We start from the raw sequence: 15,769 nt of genomic DNA, 5'->3' as shown, positions 1-15,769 counted from the left end.
CGAAATATGACTAAATAAGAGTATATCTAATAATTATAAACTAACAATTTAGTCTGCAGCGACCTGCTGCAAGCGTACAAGGAGTGTACCTAACATGGCCACTATGATTACCGATCGTACCTACCGCATTGCCCGCGAAAACACGCAAGCAATGCTTATTGATGTACAAGAGCGTCTAACGCCACATATCTACGATCACGAGAACATCGTCAAAAAAATATCAACATTAATTAAAGGTCTACAGGCTCTTGGTATTCCTATTATGCTCAATGAGCAATATAAAAAAGGGCTCGGTGATACGTTGCCTGAGATTTTTGAGCTTTTAGAAGGTGATAACGCTAAAAGTTTTGAAAAAGTTACGTTTAGTGCTTGCGACAACGATGATTCATGGCATTATTTAGCACAACAAAATCGTAGTATCGTTCTACTATTTGGCGTTGAGACGCATGTGTGTGTCATGCAGACGGCGTTAGATTTACTAGATAATGGCATGCAACCAGTAATCGTTGGCGATGCTGTAGGGTCACGCTTCCCGTACGACAAAAAACAAGCCATACGGCGTATTCGCCGCGCAGGTGGGGTCATTACTACTGTTGAAACTGTCTTGTTTGAGCTATGTCGCACTAGTAAAGATCCGGCCTTTAAGACCATTAGTAATCTGATTAAGTAGCTAATTATTATTAAAGATAACTATTATTAAATGAGCTATATAATGAATTGCCTAATCAGATGTTATTCAACATAAAATAGATAAATATAAGGCACAACGAATGAATAGGGTGACGCAGTACGGTTTAAAACCTCTCTTAGCAGTTGCATTCTCATTGATGATGATACAGCCGGTGATGGCTGCCAGCCCTATTAGTAGTGGAAATAAGCTGGCGCTGGATGCAAAAAAACAGATCGGAGTGACAGTTAGCTATGATCCTGCCTATCGTCAAATGGACTTTCCACGCGGCGATGTGCCAATGGATACGGGCATAAGTACCGATGTAATTGTGCGCGCTTATCGTTTACAAAATATAGATTTACAGCAGCTAGTTAATCACGACATGAAGTCAAGTTGGTCGGAATATCCAAAGACTTGGGGCCTAAAATCACCAGATAAGAATATTGATCATCGCCGTGTGACCAACCTCGAAGTGTTTTTTGATAATCATGGTAAATCACTATCTATCACTGATAAAGACAGTTTTTTGGCAGGAGACATTGTGACATGGCGACTACCAGACGGCAATTTGCCGCATATTGGTATCGTCTCAGATAAGAAGGCCGCCGATGGTACGCCGCTAATTATTCATAACATCGGAAGCGGTACTCAAGAAGAGAATATCCTTTTTGCTTATCCTATTACTAAGCACTTTCGTTATTAACGTAGACGATAACTTTAGTATGACGTTCTCGGAAAGCACAGTAAATCTATAAGAAAAATAAAACCCAGTCAATAGCAATAAATACTTGCTACTGACTGGGTTTTTTAGTGGTATTTTATTTGTCAGTATTGGCCATACCTAACAGCTGACCCATTTGTACCAAACTATTAGCCATCATGTTATCTTGCCAGTCAGCTTTTGCAGCTTTGGGCAATATGACAATAGCGGTTGAACCTAAATAAAAGCGGCCAAGTTCATCACCTTTTTCAAGTTTCATGTCATGATCAGCTTCTTGAATATCATCGGTTCGCGTAATTTTGCCTGTCGCTACGGTCTCGATACCGGCGACAATCATGGCTCCGACCATTACAACTGCTGCTTTACCGTATGCCGTATCGAACATACAAACCAAGCGCTCATTACGCGCAAACAAGTCAGGAATATTGGCGGCAGTGGTAGTATTGACTGAAAACAGTGTGCCAGGCACATAGCGAGTTTTAGTCAAAGTTCCCGCAAATGGCATGTGTACGCGGTGATAGTTGCTAGGAGCTAGATAGACAGTAGCAAAGCTACCATCAGCGAAATAGCTGCCATCTTCACTATCGGCAAGTAGCTGTCCGATGTCGTAGTATCGACCCTTAGCCTGTAGCATTTTGTGGTCTTCTATCTGACCGAGCTGGGAAATTATGCCATCAGCAGGACTTACGATGCCATGCGCGGTAGTATCGATAGCACGGGCATCGTCTTTGAGCTCACGGGTAAAAAAGTCATTAAAGCTTTCGTAAGCGTTGAGGCTCTGGCGTTCATATTCATCCAGCTTTACGTTATAAGCTTTGGCAAAGCTACGAATAAAGGCGCGTTTAACTATTGGATGACGACTGGCGGCTAAACGTCCGGCCACTTTGCTGATCTTTTGCTGCGGTACAAACTGCTGGATAGTGGTAAATAAAGTCATAACGGGTTACCAGAATAATAATTAAGATGAGAAGATAGAGCTGGAAAATAATAAGAAGTGTTTGTATTTTATCATGGTCAGCACTCAATCGTATGACCATAATTGTTTAAGGAGGTAATCTATGAAAGCACTTATTCAGCGGGTAAATCGTGCTAGTGTTACAGTTGATGAATGTTGTATAGGCTCAATTGAGCACGGAATAGTGGCATATATTGGCTTAGGGCATGACGATAACTTGCAGAATGCAAAGCGGATGATCGATAAAATCCTAACTTATCGTATTTTTGATAATCATGATGATCCAGCTAAGTATGGCAAGCTAGATTTAAACGTGCAGCAGGTAGGCGGCGAGTTGTTGTTGGTACCGCAGTTTACTTTGATGGCGAAGACAGTCAAAGGCCGTCGCCCTGATTTTGGCGGCGCGATGGCACCTGATGCAGCACAAGTACTGTTTGAGCAATTAGTCGCTTATGCTAAGACCCAATATCCTGATATTGCAACTGGTGAGTTTGCTGCTGATATGCAGGTCGAAAGTATCAATGATGGGCCGCTAAACTTTTTATTAGAAATAGTATAAGGTATTAAAGCGTGTACTCATTTTTATTACCATTTTTAAAATGAGGACACGCCCTAGAAGTTTAAAACGCGAATGTCATCAAACTGTCATAATTAATCCGTTTAATAAGCAGACATTAGTGAATGTTTATCGCCTTTTTTGCACCCTAAATTTCCGTACCATATAGCTTTTACCAATGCTTAATAATAAGGTTGTCGTATGTATAATGAGCAGATTTTGATTGTCGAAGATGAACCAGCGATTCGTGAGATGGTTGTGATGACATTGGAGATGGCCGGATTTGATAGTTTGCAGGCAGCTGATGTCTCAGAAGCGCATCAACAAGTGGTGGATCATCGTCCTGCGCTGATCTTATTAGACTGGATGTTACCCGGAGATAAAAGCGGCATTGATTTTTGTCGCATGCTCAAAAGTGATGAATTGCTCGCTGAGATACCGGTCATTATGTTGACGGCCAAAAGTGAAGAGGATAGTAAGGTTCATGGCCTTGATGCTGGTGCTGATGACTATATGACCAAGCCCTTTTCAACACGTGAATTAATCTCAAGAATTAAAGCGGTATTGCGTCGTAGTAGTGCGCTGAGTGCTGATAAGCCTATCGAAATAGGTAAACTGAGCCTAGACCCCAAAGGCCAACGCGTTATGGCTAACGATAAGGTCGTTGATATTGGTCCAACAGAATATAGGCTGTTGGCGTTTTTTATGAGCCATCCAGAGCGTGCTTATACGCGGACACAATTGCTAGATCAGGTTTGGGGCGGTAATGTCTATATTGAAGATCGGACCATTGATGTACACATCAGGCGTTTACGTAAATTATTGAAGCCCCACGACTGCGATACTTTAATTCAAACCGTTCGTGGTACGGGTTATCGGTTCTCTAGTCTCATTGAAAAAGTATAACCATTTTAAAAAACGGCACGTGAATCATAACGCAGTAGATAGTGGTAAGGATAATGAATTATATGATAACGCCTACGGAAAACGAGCAACAAAGTAAGCAAGAAAAGGGAAAGCAAGAGCAAGTTGCTCAGCAAGAAGTAATGGGTCAACTTAAGAAAATCAGAAGCTCACTACGGGCACTACAAGATGCAGTAATTTTGCTGAATGATGATGATAGTCTGGAGTGGTGGAATCAGGCCGCAGAGGATTTGCTATTACTGCAAGCAGCCGATCAGGGCAAGAGCATTTTTGACTTCATTACCGTACCTGAATTTCGTCAGTACTATCAGACGATGACCACACCTAACGATGGGGTTCATATGGCGTCATGGCGAGACCCTAAGCGTTATTTGAAATGTGAGCTCACGCCTTTTGGTGACGAGAAGTTATTGATTATTTATGATGTGACTCGCTTGCATCATTTAGAGGAGATGCGCCGCGATTTTGTGGCAAATGTCTCGCATGAGCTCAGAACACCACTAACAGTGCTCATGGGCTATCTCGAAAACTTTTCAGATCAGCCCGACATGCCATCGCAGTGGCGGCGCGGTTTTGAGCTGATGACCCAGCAGACTGCACGGATGAATAGAATTGTTAATGACTTATTGCTGCTCTCTCGAATCGAAATCGAAGAAACCCATGAGCTGAATTATATCGATATGACCAAGCTACTGACTCATATCTATGATGACGCGCAGGCCTATAACCAAGAATATAATCATAGCATTCACCTGCAGATAGACACCTATGATGGATTGTATGGGTCAGAGATGTACTTAAATAGTGCCTTATCTAACTTGGTGATTAACGCCATTAAGTACACGCCAAAAGGTGGCAATATAGCCATTAGCTGGACTAGAACCTCAGACGGCTGCCGCTTCGCCGTCGAAGATAATGGCATTGGTATAGCGCCGCAGCATATTACGCGCTTGACGGAGCGCTTCTATCGCATTGATAGTGGTCGCAGTCGTGCCACAGGCGGGACCGGGTTGGGACTAGCGATTGTGAAACACGTCTTGTATCAATATGATGCCAACTTGCAAATTGAGTCGATGGAAGGCAAAGGCTCGACTTTTAGTGCAGTATTCCCAGCTGCCCATGTTCGGTCAGCGCCTACGGACTGATACTACAGTCGATCTCTACCATGTGTAAGCAGCCGTTAGTATTGGCCAGTTTTACACACCTATGCGCGCTAATCTTTTTGCAAAAATGGGTAGGGGTTAACTGCGCTACCATTGATATAAATACCGTAATGCACATGTGGCGGTGTGCCTTTTGCATTGCCACTGTCGCCGACATAGCCAATGATATCGCCAGCATCAACCCAGTCATTAGGTGAGATGTCGGCATAATCTTCTAAATGCGCATAATAATGTCCTGCGCCGCCAGGACCTACGATGACGACTACTTTCCCACCTAAATTATTTTCACCAACTTTTCTGACAATACCTTGCGTCGTTGCCTGTATTGGCGTGCCTCGCGGTGCAAAAATATCAATACCTTCATGCGTACGGCCTTGGCTACGTGCAGCGCCCCATGTATCAGTTAGATGCTGTTCTGGTAGCGGACTGGGTAGGCTGTTTTCTGTGGGCAGTTCTTGTTGTAATAAGCTAAGTTGTTGCCATTTCGCTACTACAAACGACTGTGTTTGTTGGCTGATGCTCGGTAGTAGTTTGTCGAATACAAATAATAAGGTCAATAGTACAGCAGCCTTAATGAGCACACTTAGCACACGGCTTAAATATGCAGACTTTGGGTGCTGATGCTTGTTATCTAATGGCATTAATTTCTCTTAAATCTTTGTTATTGTTTACATTGATATTATAGGAGTCTTGTTCTATAACGTTTGTATCGCATTGTTATGCTTAGTTGTTATATTTGGCTTTTAGCCCCATAAATATAACGTTTCTTTTCCTTTAAAATTCTGCGTAAAACATCACGTAGATAAAATACCATGTAAAAATAAATGCTGCTATTTATGGCTAAATCTCTATGACTAATATTGCACTTATTATCGATACTGAAACCGATCAAGGTCGAGATCCACGACCTATCCAAGTTGCGACTATCAATGTGGCGACTGGATTTGAGTGGATGAAATATTTTAATAGCGGTCGTCCTATATCACCAATCGTGATTAAAGTTCATGGCATTACTGATGATGATGTGGCTGGGCTTGAGCGTTTTGATTTGGAAGAGTTCGAGTTACCAACGTACCTGATTGGTCATAATGTACGTTTTGATTGGCGAGTAATTGGCAGCCCATCTGCCAAGCTTATATGTACCGTGCGGCTAGCGCGCGTTGCTTTTCCAGAGTGGCGTTTTTATGGACAGTCCAAATGTATCGAGCAGTTATTGGGACAATCTGAGGCAAGCAGGATGACGGTCGCGGCTCATGATGCGCTAGGTGATGCACGCATGTGTTATTTGCTCTATCAAGCCTGCTGCGAGCGCTTAGAAATTGCGCCGACTGACTTTGCTGCTGCTCATGCCATTTCTAATAAAGCCAATCCTGTAAGCAAGATGCCGTTTGGAAAACATAAAGGTAAGCTGATCAAAGACGTGCCAATCAACTATGTGAAATGGATGCTGGGTAATATTCATAATATGACACCTTCATTGCATTCTGCTTTGACTAAGCGGGTCAAAGCAGAAGCTGCAAAAAATATAAAAGACTAAACTTATTGCTGCTTATTTAGCCAATCAACTGCCATCTGCCACAGCTCAGGGGCTTTAGCGTTGGTTCTACTACTAAAATAGCGCATGTGTCCGATACTGCTTAGCCCCAAGTCTTTCGGATCAAGGAAGCGTTTTTCGACTGGCATTTTGGTAAATACGCGAATCATGTCATCCATATTTTTACTATTGGCAATTTCATCATCGCTAAAGCCGAGCCATAATGCAGGCATGCTCAGCTCATCATAAAAATGGGTGTGTACGCTTTTGCCAAAGGCTGTCTTGATATAACCTGCGCCATTACACCACTCGCGCCACTGCCTAGCTACGCCGCGCGGTAGCGGTTCGCCCATGCCAATTTTATCTGATGGGGTGTAGCCTAACGTCAAGTTAGTGAGTGGAATAAAGGCCTCCATAAAGCCCATTGCCTTAAGTTTATAAGGCATATCCATGTTTTTGATACGGCCTGATGAACAAGCAACGTTGAATACGGACGCGATAGCCTTATAGTTTGGCATTAAACCCATTAGCTGACCGCCCGCGCTGTGACCAATTAAGTGATGAGTAGCATCGGTAAACTCATCTTGCAGGGCATCAAGTACGGCTGGCATATCGTGACGTCCCCAACTGATAAGAGATGCATCGCACTTAGCCAAATCGGTTGTAAGCGATTCGCCGATACCTTCATTATCAAAGGTCAGTACCCCAAAGCCATGCTCTGCTAAAAAGTTAGCGAAATTATGATAAAACTGGCGTTTAATACCAGTAGCTGGCGCTATCATGACCGCTGCTTGTACCTCATCTTTAGGACGATAAACAGTGGCTGCTAGCGCTCGATTATGATCGGTCATTATAGTCAGTGAATAAGTATCAATATTAGTATTGGGCTGATCGTTCGTTGCAGTATCAACATGAGTGACAGTAATATTGTCTTGTTGGTTTAAAGAAAGTGGAACTTGGTTGTTGTACATCGTTATACCTTAATGAATTTGTTATTTTATTAGTCAGTAGTAATTACTAATAGGCAGTACGCTATTAGCGTGAGCTTACTCATGAGTACTTACAAAAAATTTTGCAATTGCGTCATAGTCATAAATCGTTGCTACTATTAGGTAGCATGGCTTATGTTAAGATAAATACTGACAAATAGGAATGAAACAAAAGATGCTTAATAGTCTCATTGTTGGCCAGAGTTATTTTTTATCAAATATATATCCAGAAAACTGAAAATAGACGTGAACTTCATTTATGTTTATTATGCGTAATTAACATACCGCTAGCAACGCTCTGAACATAACGAAATAATGTAGAGATATTTGAACTAAGGCATAAGCAAAATAATGATCTAAATCAATAAATCAGCAAAAATAATTTAACACAATAATCCACGTAGAATTTACGCAAAGTTAAGGGCATTATATGCAAATGAAAATTAACAACGACACTTATGAAGTACTAACCAGTCAAGATATTGCTCATATTGAAAAAGCAGTAGATAAATCAGCGTTAGCTATGCCATTGGTCGCCGTCTATTGTGGCTCACGTTTGGGCAATAGTGATGTCTATGAGCAAGCAGCACGCGAGCTTGGTCGTGCTTTGGCAGACAATGGTATGGGCTTGGTTTATGGCGGCGCAAGCATCGGTCTTATGGGTGCAGTAGCTGACGAAGTTATAAAAGGCGGGGCGCAGGCTGTCGGTGTGATTCCGACCTTTATGCTTAAACATGAAATCGCTCATGAGCAGCTAACACGTCTGCATTTGACTGACACGATGCATACGCGCAAAACAGTTATGGCAGAGTACGCTGATGCTTTTATCACTTTACCGGGCGGACTTGGAACGCTGGAAGAGATAATGGAAATCGCCACATGGCGTCAACTATATCAACATGAAAAACCGATGATCATTCTTAATATCAATGGCTTCTATGATCGTATGATTGACCACCTAAAATATACTACTGAGCAAGGTTTTATGAAGCAGCAGGATCTCGATCGTTTGGTGGTTTGCAATACCATTAACGAAGCGATTGACTTGTTACAGACATTAGTAACGATAGACGATGCGGTTGATACAGAAAAAATGGCAGGAACCGAGAGCCAAGTTCTATAAAACTAACTGAGTAGAACGCTATAATATTAATAGCGATGCTATCAGTAATTATGATAAAAAATAAAAGGGAGCAGGTGACCAAAGACTGGTTATCTGCTCCCTTTTTTATGCCTTTCCCAAAGTTACAAGCTAATGATAAATACTATATTTTAACAGCGGACAAATCAGCTGAAGTTGCTTCACAAATACTACGATTAACGCCAGCCATTGCCTGTGGAAACCCACGTTCTTCGGCCAATATACGCGCAACCTTGTCAATCGCTAAGCTATCGTTGTGCAAAAGATAAGACCATTTATGGGCGTAGCGGCTACGATTTTCAGCTGTATCATTATCTACTAAACCAAGCTCTGTCAGCTCATCAACGATCTGATCAGCAGCAATCAAAGTTGAGGATGCTTTGACATTCTCTGCGCGCGCATAGCGTATATTAGAATACAGACTTACATCAGCCACCCGCAGCGTGTCATCCTGCCCCGGAATTTGCTGCCCACCATATAAGGCATTACCGACCGTACGTGCGCTATGAAATGTCGGTACAAACTCAGCCACATATTCAATCGCTTGCTGGCTACGCGCTTGTAGCGGCGCTTTATCCCAACCATCTTCAATATAATGTACATATTGCTGCGGTAGCTTAGGCTGCGCGCTACCTTTATTAGAGGCGACTAAACCATCACTAAATAAGGTAATCGCTTTACTCATACCGTGAATCTGAAAGTAGCCACCCGGATAGGGGGTGAGCTGCGCCATACCTTCTGGCGTACCGCGACTACCATAGATAATAATCTCTGGTATCTGTCCGCCAGCATCATCCCAGTGCGTAATATAAGAGGACTTAAACTCAACCATACGCGTGACTTTGACACCGACCATATCGTCGATAACGCCGGTACGAAAGCCGCAAGCATTAACTAGATAATCAACTTCGATATACTCGGTTTGCGGCTCGCTCGCTTGTTGGTAGTCAATACGCCACTTAGTGACATGGTGATCAGCGTTCGAACAATTCTCGCAATCTACAGGCATTACTTGCTTGATTTGGGTATCCGTAAACACATGCGCATGGTCATATTCTGCTAACGCTAGCTGTGCAGAGGCCGCTAAACGAAAAATATTCCAACCGTATTCTTGTACGACAATCAGCGGAAATTTGACTTTATTTAGATCTAAATACTTGGCAACCGGTATCATCCATTCGTCGACCGTACTGGGCACCGCGACTTGCTCACGCTCAGACAGCTCCAGCACCTGCTCGTGGCTATAGAGCTGATAGTAGTTTTCAGGAGCGCCCAATACTTTGTTATTGACGTCCTTTGCAATAAGCTCACGATAAGCATCCGTTAAAATATCAAGACGCGGTAGCAAATCTTCGGGCAACCCTTCATCGCGAGTCGGCACTGCAAATACCGTTGGACGTACATCAATCGTATAAGGATAGAGGCGCAAGATGTCGATACATTGTTTGAGAAGTGCGACGCAGTCTTCATCAGGGATTTCACGATACAGATTGCCACCAGCATGCAAATGACACATTGGCGGCCCATCGATAAGCGATTTTTTCTTTTCAAATAAGTAAGTCTCAAGCCCTAAAGCGGCTAGGCGAATAGCAATAGTTGCTCCTGCTGTACCGCCGCCCAGAATACCAACGCGTTTAGGAGCTTCGGTATTCTTTAGCGTATAAGATAAAGCATCGTGCTGGACGGATTGTGATTGATCTTTGATAAAAGATTGGGTCATTGTCGTTGTCATATCCTTGATAGCATTAGCATAAGGTCATGCTCGGCGTATTCGTTGAGTGTCTTTTTATATATTTTGTTAAATGCGTTATTTGTATTGATATGCGTGCAGATACCAACAAGTTCAACGTCTATATTGAATCGTGATAGTCATACTTTTAATTATTTATGAGTATTGGTATTTCATGACGTTATTTTACGAAAATCTATAACCAACATGATGGCAAATAAGTAAGTAGATGCATTAGTTTTGTCAACGAATAGCTGTGATTAGCATTGGGTGGACAAGTAATGAATAAGCAAGTATTAGATAGATAAGATTCACTAGATGTGAGAGTAAAATCAAAATTAATTTTGATGATAGTTAACATTGATTCTTAGAGTAAGAAACAGACTAGTTTAATGAATTTGTAAAAATTACGCGCTTTTGTAAACTTATATTTTGATAGAAACGACTTTTTCAAAGCATATGCTATATTAAAATGCTTGAAGTCAAGTTTGAGTGTATTGATAAATCAGAGCTTAGATTACAAGTAAAAATATACATAAAAATTTAAACTAACAAAATTTTGTTCTTAATTACAAGGAAGTTATTATGAAACGTATTCTTATGTTATCTGCATTAACGGGTGTTTTAACGCTTACCGGTTGTTCTACATTAAACAACGTGTTTGGTAATGACAAATCAGGTATGCATGATGTTAAAGCAACTAGCAATAACACAGCGCCAGTGGCTAGTAAAAATGGCGTGTTAGTTGATGCGACCAATCACATGACTTTATATACCTTTGATAAAGATTCAATGAATAAATCAGAATGTGGTGCCGCTTGTTTAGTCGCTTGGCCTGCATTTATGGCACCTAACAACGCTAAAGCTTCTGGTCAGTTTTCTGCATTCCAACGAGAAGATGGCAAGTACCAGTGGGCAATGAATGGTAAGCCATTATATTTCTACGCCAATGATACAAAAGTTGGTGACAAAGATGGTGATAACAAGCTTGGCGTTTGGCATGTTGTTCCAGCCAAATAAAGTATAAAACTACAATATTAATAATAAAAAAGCAGCCATTATAATGGCTGCTTTTTTATAGAACGCTTGGCGAGAATATTCGTAAGCCAAGGTTAGTGAGGAGAAATTAGCTTTATTTTGCTTTGTTCTCTACCAGTTCGCTATCTATTTGGATAGGGACATTAATAGAGATACCTTCAGTGAACGTAGTCGTACCATAGGCAGCACAATCGATATTTCTGATAGCACGAAAATCAATGACTTAGCCTATATGCTGCTTGCATCAAACACTAAAAACCGTTAAAATCGCGGTTTGATTTTCCCGCTGGGGAAGGCTAGGTGAGCAGAGGTGTGGTGTTGGGTGCTGGAATAAGCCAGTGACGCAGTTGCCAGACTTGCAGATGTCCTTAGTGCCTCAGTTACGTATGCCCAGTGTTGCAAGAACTTTGACCCATCGTCAATAATACTGTGTATACATCGGACATAGAGAGTTTATTATGCGTAAAGATATCCATCCTAATTACCAAGAAGTTTTATTCCATGACACTAACGCTGACGTGTTTTTCTTAACTCGTTCAACGGCTAAGACTAAAGCTACTCGTGAATACGAAGGTAAAGAATACCCATACTACCCACTTGATATTTCAAGTGCGTCGCATCCGTTCTATACTGGCGAGCAGCGTAAAACTTCTACTGAAGGCCGTGTTGCAAGCTTCAACAAACGCTTTGGTGCGTTTGGTGGCCGTAACAAGAAAGCTGCTGATTCTGCTGAATAATTTACGCTTATTGCGTAAACTTATTTTGCTAAGTAATAAAAAACCGCTGATAATTCAGCGGTTTTTTTTGCATTTTTTTAAGCGTTTTTAAGTGGTTTATCGTTTAGAGGCTTTTAATTGCTATGCCCATCAAGCTGAGAATTAAGCAATTGAGCAATCAGTTCTGCCAATTGCTGTGCCCAAAAGCCATAAGTCAAGCTGCTTGGGTGAAAGCCATCGCTAGCAAACATAGCGGCGCTATCGATAGGGGTACCATGGGCATGCTTTTCTGCCATTAGCGTAAAGTTTGCTGCCATATAATGTACACCATTATGCTCAGCACAAACGCCTTCCAATACTTGATCAAGCCTTGTGGCTTTCGCACCAATAAAGTTATTAAGCGGAGAAGGTAGTGCTGGCATCTGCGCCATCGGTGGTATACTTGAAAATATAAGCTCTCGTACACCAAATTTACGCTGAGCAATGGCAATAATGTGCTCAAGCTGCTGTTGCCACTTTACTGCAGAGACATTGGATGTAGTGTCATTAACGCCGACACTCAGAACCATAATATCAACTGGCTGGTAAGGAGTAGGCAGAACATACAATCGACGTAAAATATCGAAACTAGTATGTCCAGTCGTAGCCTGTAACGACCAGCTAAGCGTATCAAACTGGGTGTGAGTGACTAATTTTTGCTGTAAAGCAGGTATCAACTTGCCAGCAAGCGCTTCTTGCTGCGTCAAACTACCGACACCAGCTGCTGCGGAGTCACCTACAATCATTAGGCTCAGCGTTTTCGTAGTCTCACTTGCTACCATCTCAGTAGAGTCGCGTAATTGAATATGACCGTGTCTTTCGCCTTCTGGTTCAGGAAGGCGCACGGTATCGCGTTTGACTTTGCGACCTTGATATAAGTAAATAGGGGCGAGCAATACATCCTTGGCAATGGCTGACATTTTAAGAGGAGCTACCATCCTGCACGCTCCCGTATACTAGTGAGACTGTCTTCTATGAGTAGTTTACCATCGACATATACATCACGTAGTAGACTGTCAGTATCAGCATTTAAATCATCAGTTTTTATGGTTTTTATCTGTCCGTTATCATCTTTTATCAATGCTAAGCGGCCTTTTTTAGAGCGTTTGGAATGGCTAGTCACTGGATCTTTATAGATGTCTTTCCATATTCCATCGATACAAATGGCGCTGGCTTTCATCGCCCAGTTCATCGTATCGCGATTGACTTGCTGCAAAAGGCCACCACCCATACCAAAGGTAATATTCTCCGCGCTAAAGCCAGCGTTCATCACTACATCAATGATCTTACTTAAGCTTTGCGGGCTAATGCCATCACCTTGAATGATACGTACGTAATCAGGCAAGACTTTATAGCCTTTACTGTTAAGAGTCGTACCAAACTTTACTGCCAAACGTTCTAACGCCTCACGTACGACTTTGGTTGGCTCGCCACTGTCTGGTCGAATAACCAAGGTGCCACCCATATTTTTGACATCGTCTTTTAACGCATCGCCCCAGATATTATCAATGGCATTCCACAAGTCATAGCTATCAGAGACCACTGAAAAGGCTTTATCTTCACCACCAAACTGTTTAATCATATTGGCAAAAGCAGCAGTCTCCCCATCGCGACCCCATGCGGTCATGGTGCTGTGTTCAGCGGCAGGAATAGAGAACGCTGGCATATCATTGCCCATTTGATACCAACGACTAGCAGCAACCAAAGCGGTCATAGAATCGGTACCAGCGAAATTAACCAAATGCGCTAAGCTACCGAGCGCTACCGACTCATGACTAGAAGCGCCACGTGAGCCAAAATCATGCAAACGGAAAATGAGTGATTCTGAATTATCAGCAGACTTTTCTAACGCACGGCGGATAACACCCTTGCAATAATGTGACACGCTAGCGACAGTGGAGGGATACCAAATGGCGCGCAGCAGGGCAGTTTCGATATAGCTTGGTAACCAATAAAAATCAGGATCAGTATTGGTAATTTGGCAAACGACATTGGATACAGGCACGATGCTGCCTTCAGGCATAGCCTCGATACGTAGAGGCAAATAACCGCCATGCTTATCGACCAAACGCTCCCAGCCAGCACGATTAAATGTCAGACCGTGAGCATGGATTACTGTTTCAGCTTCATCGATATCTTGATGAGTAATAGGAGTACTTAAGTACTCTTTAATAAAAGCTTGTAAGCCGAAAAATACCACATCATAGTCGCCACCACGGGCTTCGATGTAACTGGACAGATACTCACTGCCAGCTGGGTATTGCACCCAATGTGAGGTCTTATAACTGTCGCTATTAAGAATGAGATTATTCAAATTGCTGGTATACATCACAGAACTCCTCTGCTTTTAGATGTCACAGCTGCTTTTTTGAATGACAGTTGCGACGGTTAGACCCTTGCCGTCTATCGGCTTGGGCGGTGAAACTAATATATATAGAATCTATAAAATAGAAGTTCATTAAAGGGAATTAATAAATTATATAGACTCTTGTTGGTCAAGAATTTATAGATAATGAACTAAGTGGTCAACTAAATGAGCTATTACAACCCAACCATTTTGGTGATGATCGCATAATGGTCTTCAAACATCATAGTGGCATCAAGCTCAGCCAGTGGTAACCAAAAAGCTTGAGCAGCATCGTCGCCACCTTTTACTTTTGGCAAGCCTTTTGCGTCATTCTTTAGTTGAAAATAAAATGCTTGGGTAAGCGTGCGTCCGCGTGCGGAGCGGTAAGGATCATCGAAAGTATGTTGACTATGACAAGAGCCGCGCAGTACGGGCTCAGGGACTTTTAGCCGAGTCTCTTCACGTAGCTCACGGATGCAGGCATCAAATAAGGTCTCTTTTGGATTAAGGAACCCGCCTGGCAATGCCCAAAGTCCTCGTCCTGGCATGCTACGACGCTCTACCAACAAGATATGTCCCGACTGTACAACCAACGCATCAGCAGTCATAAATGTCGGTGGATAAGGCGCAGATTCCCATTGTTTTTTATACTTATCAATAAAGCCTGCTTCCTCATGCAATTGCTGATAATGGCTCGTCTTTTTAAATTCGTTCAAGACTTTTCGAGTGGACTCAGGCGTGCGCTCAGGGGTAGGCGATGCACCCATTAAGTAGCTGTCGCGAATGGGTGTGGCAGATAAGTTATGATAATTTGGCACAGAAACCGATGCCCAGTTAGGAAATAACGATAAGTAATAAGAAGAGCTGTCTTTAGAGTGACCGATAAGACCGATATCAGCATTTAAGTCACCGGTGACAGATTTTACGCCTGCTTGAACATATTGTAGCCAGCGCGTGTCATTATAAAGTGCATCATCTAGGCCTACGCAATGAATGCGTGCTGCCTCATCCGCTGAATAAGCGCCTTGAATCATAGCTGCACGCTCAGCGACACTGAACGGATTGCGCAAACTACGCGGCAAATTGGCTGAACCGATTAACATGATTACTTCATCAGCACGTTTTAGTGCTTCGTCAATGACAGCTTTATGCCCACGGTGGAACGGTTGAAAGCGACCAATAAATACCAGATAGCGGTAGTGTTTACTCTCTTGCTTATCTGAACTTTGCTCTGATAATTCACTCAT

At 42.4% G+C, this 15,769-nt stretch carries 16 protein-coding genes; 9 read left to right on the top strand and 7 right to left on the bottom strand.

Annotation, left to right across the window (positions count from 1 at the left end):
* Window positions 1–94: 94 nt before the first annotated feature.
* Window positions 95–670 carry an isochorismatase family protein gene (locus ACTQ9S_RS12825; protein ID WP_068038081.1) on the top strand — a complete coding sequence of 192 codons (576 nt, stop codon included), beginning with the start codon at window positions 95–97 and terminating at the stop codon, window positions 668–670.
* Window positions 671–770: 100 nt separating this feature from the next.
* A complete protein-coding gene (locus ACTQ9S_RS12820; RefSeq protein ID WP_440455148.1) occupies window positions 771–1,373 on the top strand; it encodes a DUF1287 domain-containing protein in 603 nt (200 codons plus the stop codon).
* Between the two features lie 115 nt (window positions 1,374–1,488).
* Here the strand turns inward: ACTQ9S_RS12820 and asd are convergent, their stop codons facing one another.
* Window positions 1,489–2,328, bottom strand: coding sequence for an archaetidylserine decarboxylase (asd, locus tag ACTQ9S_RS12815; RefSeq protein ID WP_440455147.1), 840 nt, complete (start codon window positions 2,326–2,328; stop codon window positions 1,489–1,491).
* A 121-nt stretch (window positions 2,329–2,449) separates the two neighbouring features.
* On the opposite strand from asd, the gene dtd reads away from it, so the two are divergent.
* The 3 genes from dtd to phoR all read left to right on the top strand — a co-directional run bounded on the left by dtd (window position 2,450) and on the right by phoR (window position 4,971).
* Window positions 2,450–2,905, top strand: a complete 456-nt coding sequence (gene dtd, locus ACTQ9S_RS12810; RefSeq protein WP_440455146.1) for a D-aminoacyl-tRNA deacylase — start codon at window positions 2,450–2,452, stop codon at window positions 2,903–2,905.
* 198 nt (window positions 2,906–3,103) lie between these two features.
* Window positions 3,104–3,808 carry a phosphate regulon transcriptional regulator PhoB gene (gene phoB / locus ACTQ9S_RS12805; RefSeq protein WP_068038064.1) on the top strand — a complete coding sequence of 235 codons (705 nt, stop codon included), beginning with the start codon at window positions 3,104–3,106 and terminating at the stop codon, window positions 3,806–3,808.
* A 62-nt stretch (window positions 3,809–3,870) separates the two neighbouring features.
* The gene (phoR, locus tag ACTQ9S_RS12800) at window positions 3,871–4,971 is read left to right on the top strand and encodes a phosphate regulon sensor histidine kinase PhoR (protein WP_440455145.1); all 1,101 of its coding nucleotides are present in this window, start codon (window positions 3,871–3,873) and stop codon (window positions 4,969–4,971) included.
* A 68-nt stretch (window positions 4,972–5,039) separates the two neighbouring features.
* Here phoR and ACTQ9S_RS12795 read toward each other — a convergent pair whose 3' ends face one another.
* Entirely contained in the window at window positions 5,040–5,630 is a 591-nt protein-coding gene (locus ACTQ9S_RS12795; RefSeq protein WP_440455144.1) for a M23 family metallopeptidase, read from the bottom strand.
* A gap of 209 nt (window positions 5,631–5,839) precedes the next feature.
* Here ACTQ9S_RS12795 and ACTQ9S_RS12790 point away from each other — a divergent pair, with 209 nt between their 5' ends.
* Entirely contained in the window at window positions 5,840–6,526 is a 687-nt protein-coding gene (locus ACTQ9S_RS12790) for a putative quorum-sensing-regulated virulence factor (protein WP_440455143.1), read from the top strand.
* A gap of 2 nt (window positions 6,527–6,528) precedes the next feature.
* Here the strand turns inward: ACTQ9S_RS12790 and ACTQ9S_RS12785 are convergent, their stop codons facing one another.
* Entirely contained in the window at window positions 6,529–7,374 is an 846-nt protein-coding gene (locus ACTQ9S_RS12785; RefSeq protein ID WP_440455171.1) for an alpha/beta hydrolase family protein, read from the bottom strand.
* Window positions 7,375–7,942: 568 nt separating this feature from the next.
* Between ACTQ9S_RS12785 and ACTQ9S_RS12780 the strand changes: the two genes are divergently transcribed.
* Window positions 7,943–8,635, top strand: a complete 693-nt coding sequence (locus tag ACTQ9S_RS12780) for a TIGR00730 family Rossman fold protein (RefSeq protein WP_068038053.1) — start codon at window positions 7,943–7,945, stop codon at window positions 8,633–8,635.
* Window positions 8,636–8,777: 142 nt separating this feature from the next.
* On the opposite strand, the gene ACTQ9S_RS12775 is transcribed toward ACTQ9S_RS12780, so the two are convergent.
* The gene (locus ACTQ9S_RS12775; protein ID WP_440455142.1) at window positions 8,778–10,373 is read right to left on the bottom strand and encodes an FAD-dependent oxidoreductase; all 1,596 of its coding nucleotides are present in this window, start codon (window positions 10,371–10,373) and stop codon (window positions 8,778–8,780) included.
* Window positions 10,374–10,967: 594 nt separating this feature from the next.
* On the opposite strand from ACTQ9S_RS12775, the gene ACTQ9S_RS12770 reads away from it, so the two are divergent.
* Window positions 10,968–11,402: a COG4315 family predicted lipoprotein gene (locus ACTQ9S_RS12770; protein WP_440455141.1), complete on the top strand. Its 435-nt coding sequence runs from the start codon at window positions 10,968–10,970 to the stop codon at window positions 11,400–11,402.
* Window positions 11,403–11,878: 476 nt separating this feature from the next.
* Entirely contained in the window at window positions 11,879–12,157 is a 279-nt protein-coding gene (locus ACTQ9S_RS12765; RefSeq protein WP_068038044.1) for a type B 50S ribosomal protein L31, read from the top strand.
* A 113-nt stretch (window positions 12,158–12,270) separates the two neighbouring features.
* Here ACTQ9S_RS12765 and ACTQ9S_RS12760 read toward each other — a convergent pair whose 3' ends face one another.
* The 3 genes from ACTQ9S_RS12760 to ACTQ9S_RS12750 all read right to left on the bottom strand — a co-directional run bounded on the left by ACTQ9S_RS12760 (window position 12,271) and on the right by ACTQ9S_RS12750 (window position 15,769).
* The gene (locus tag ACTQ9S_RS12760) at window positions 12,271–13,113 is read right to left on the bottom strand and encodes an SGNH/GDSL hydrolase family protein (RefSeq protein WP_440455140.1); all 843 of its coding nucleotides are present in this window, start codon (window positions 13,111–13,113) and stop codon (window positions 12,271–12,273) included.
* Complete coding sequence (locus tag ACTQ9S_RS12755; protein ID WP_440455139.1) at window positions 13,107–14,504, bottom strand: nicotinate phosphoribosyltransferase; 1,398 nt, start codon at window positions 14,502–14,504, stop codon at window positions 13,107–13,109. Before ACTQ9S_RS12755 ends, ACTQ9S_RS12760 begins: the two co-directional genes overlap by 7 nt.
* Window positions 14,505–14,716: 212 nt before the next feature.
* A complete protein-coding gene (locus ACTQ9S_RS12750; RefSeq protein ID WP_440455138.1) occupies window positions 14,717–15,769 on the bottom strand; it encodes a bifunctional nicotinamide-nucleotide adenylyltransferase/Nudix hydroxylase in 1,053 nt (350 codons plus the stop codon).

Source organism: Psychrobacter sp. ASPA161_9, from assembly GCF_051970275.1.
In the GTDB taxonomy this organism is placed as follows: domain Bacteria; phylum Pseudomonadota; class Gammaproteobacteria; order Pseudomonadales; family Moraxellaceae; genus Psychrobacter.
Note: the sequence above shows the minus strand (reverse complement) of the source record. Positions and strands in the feature narration are given on the sequence as shown.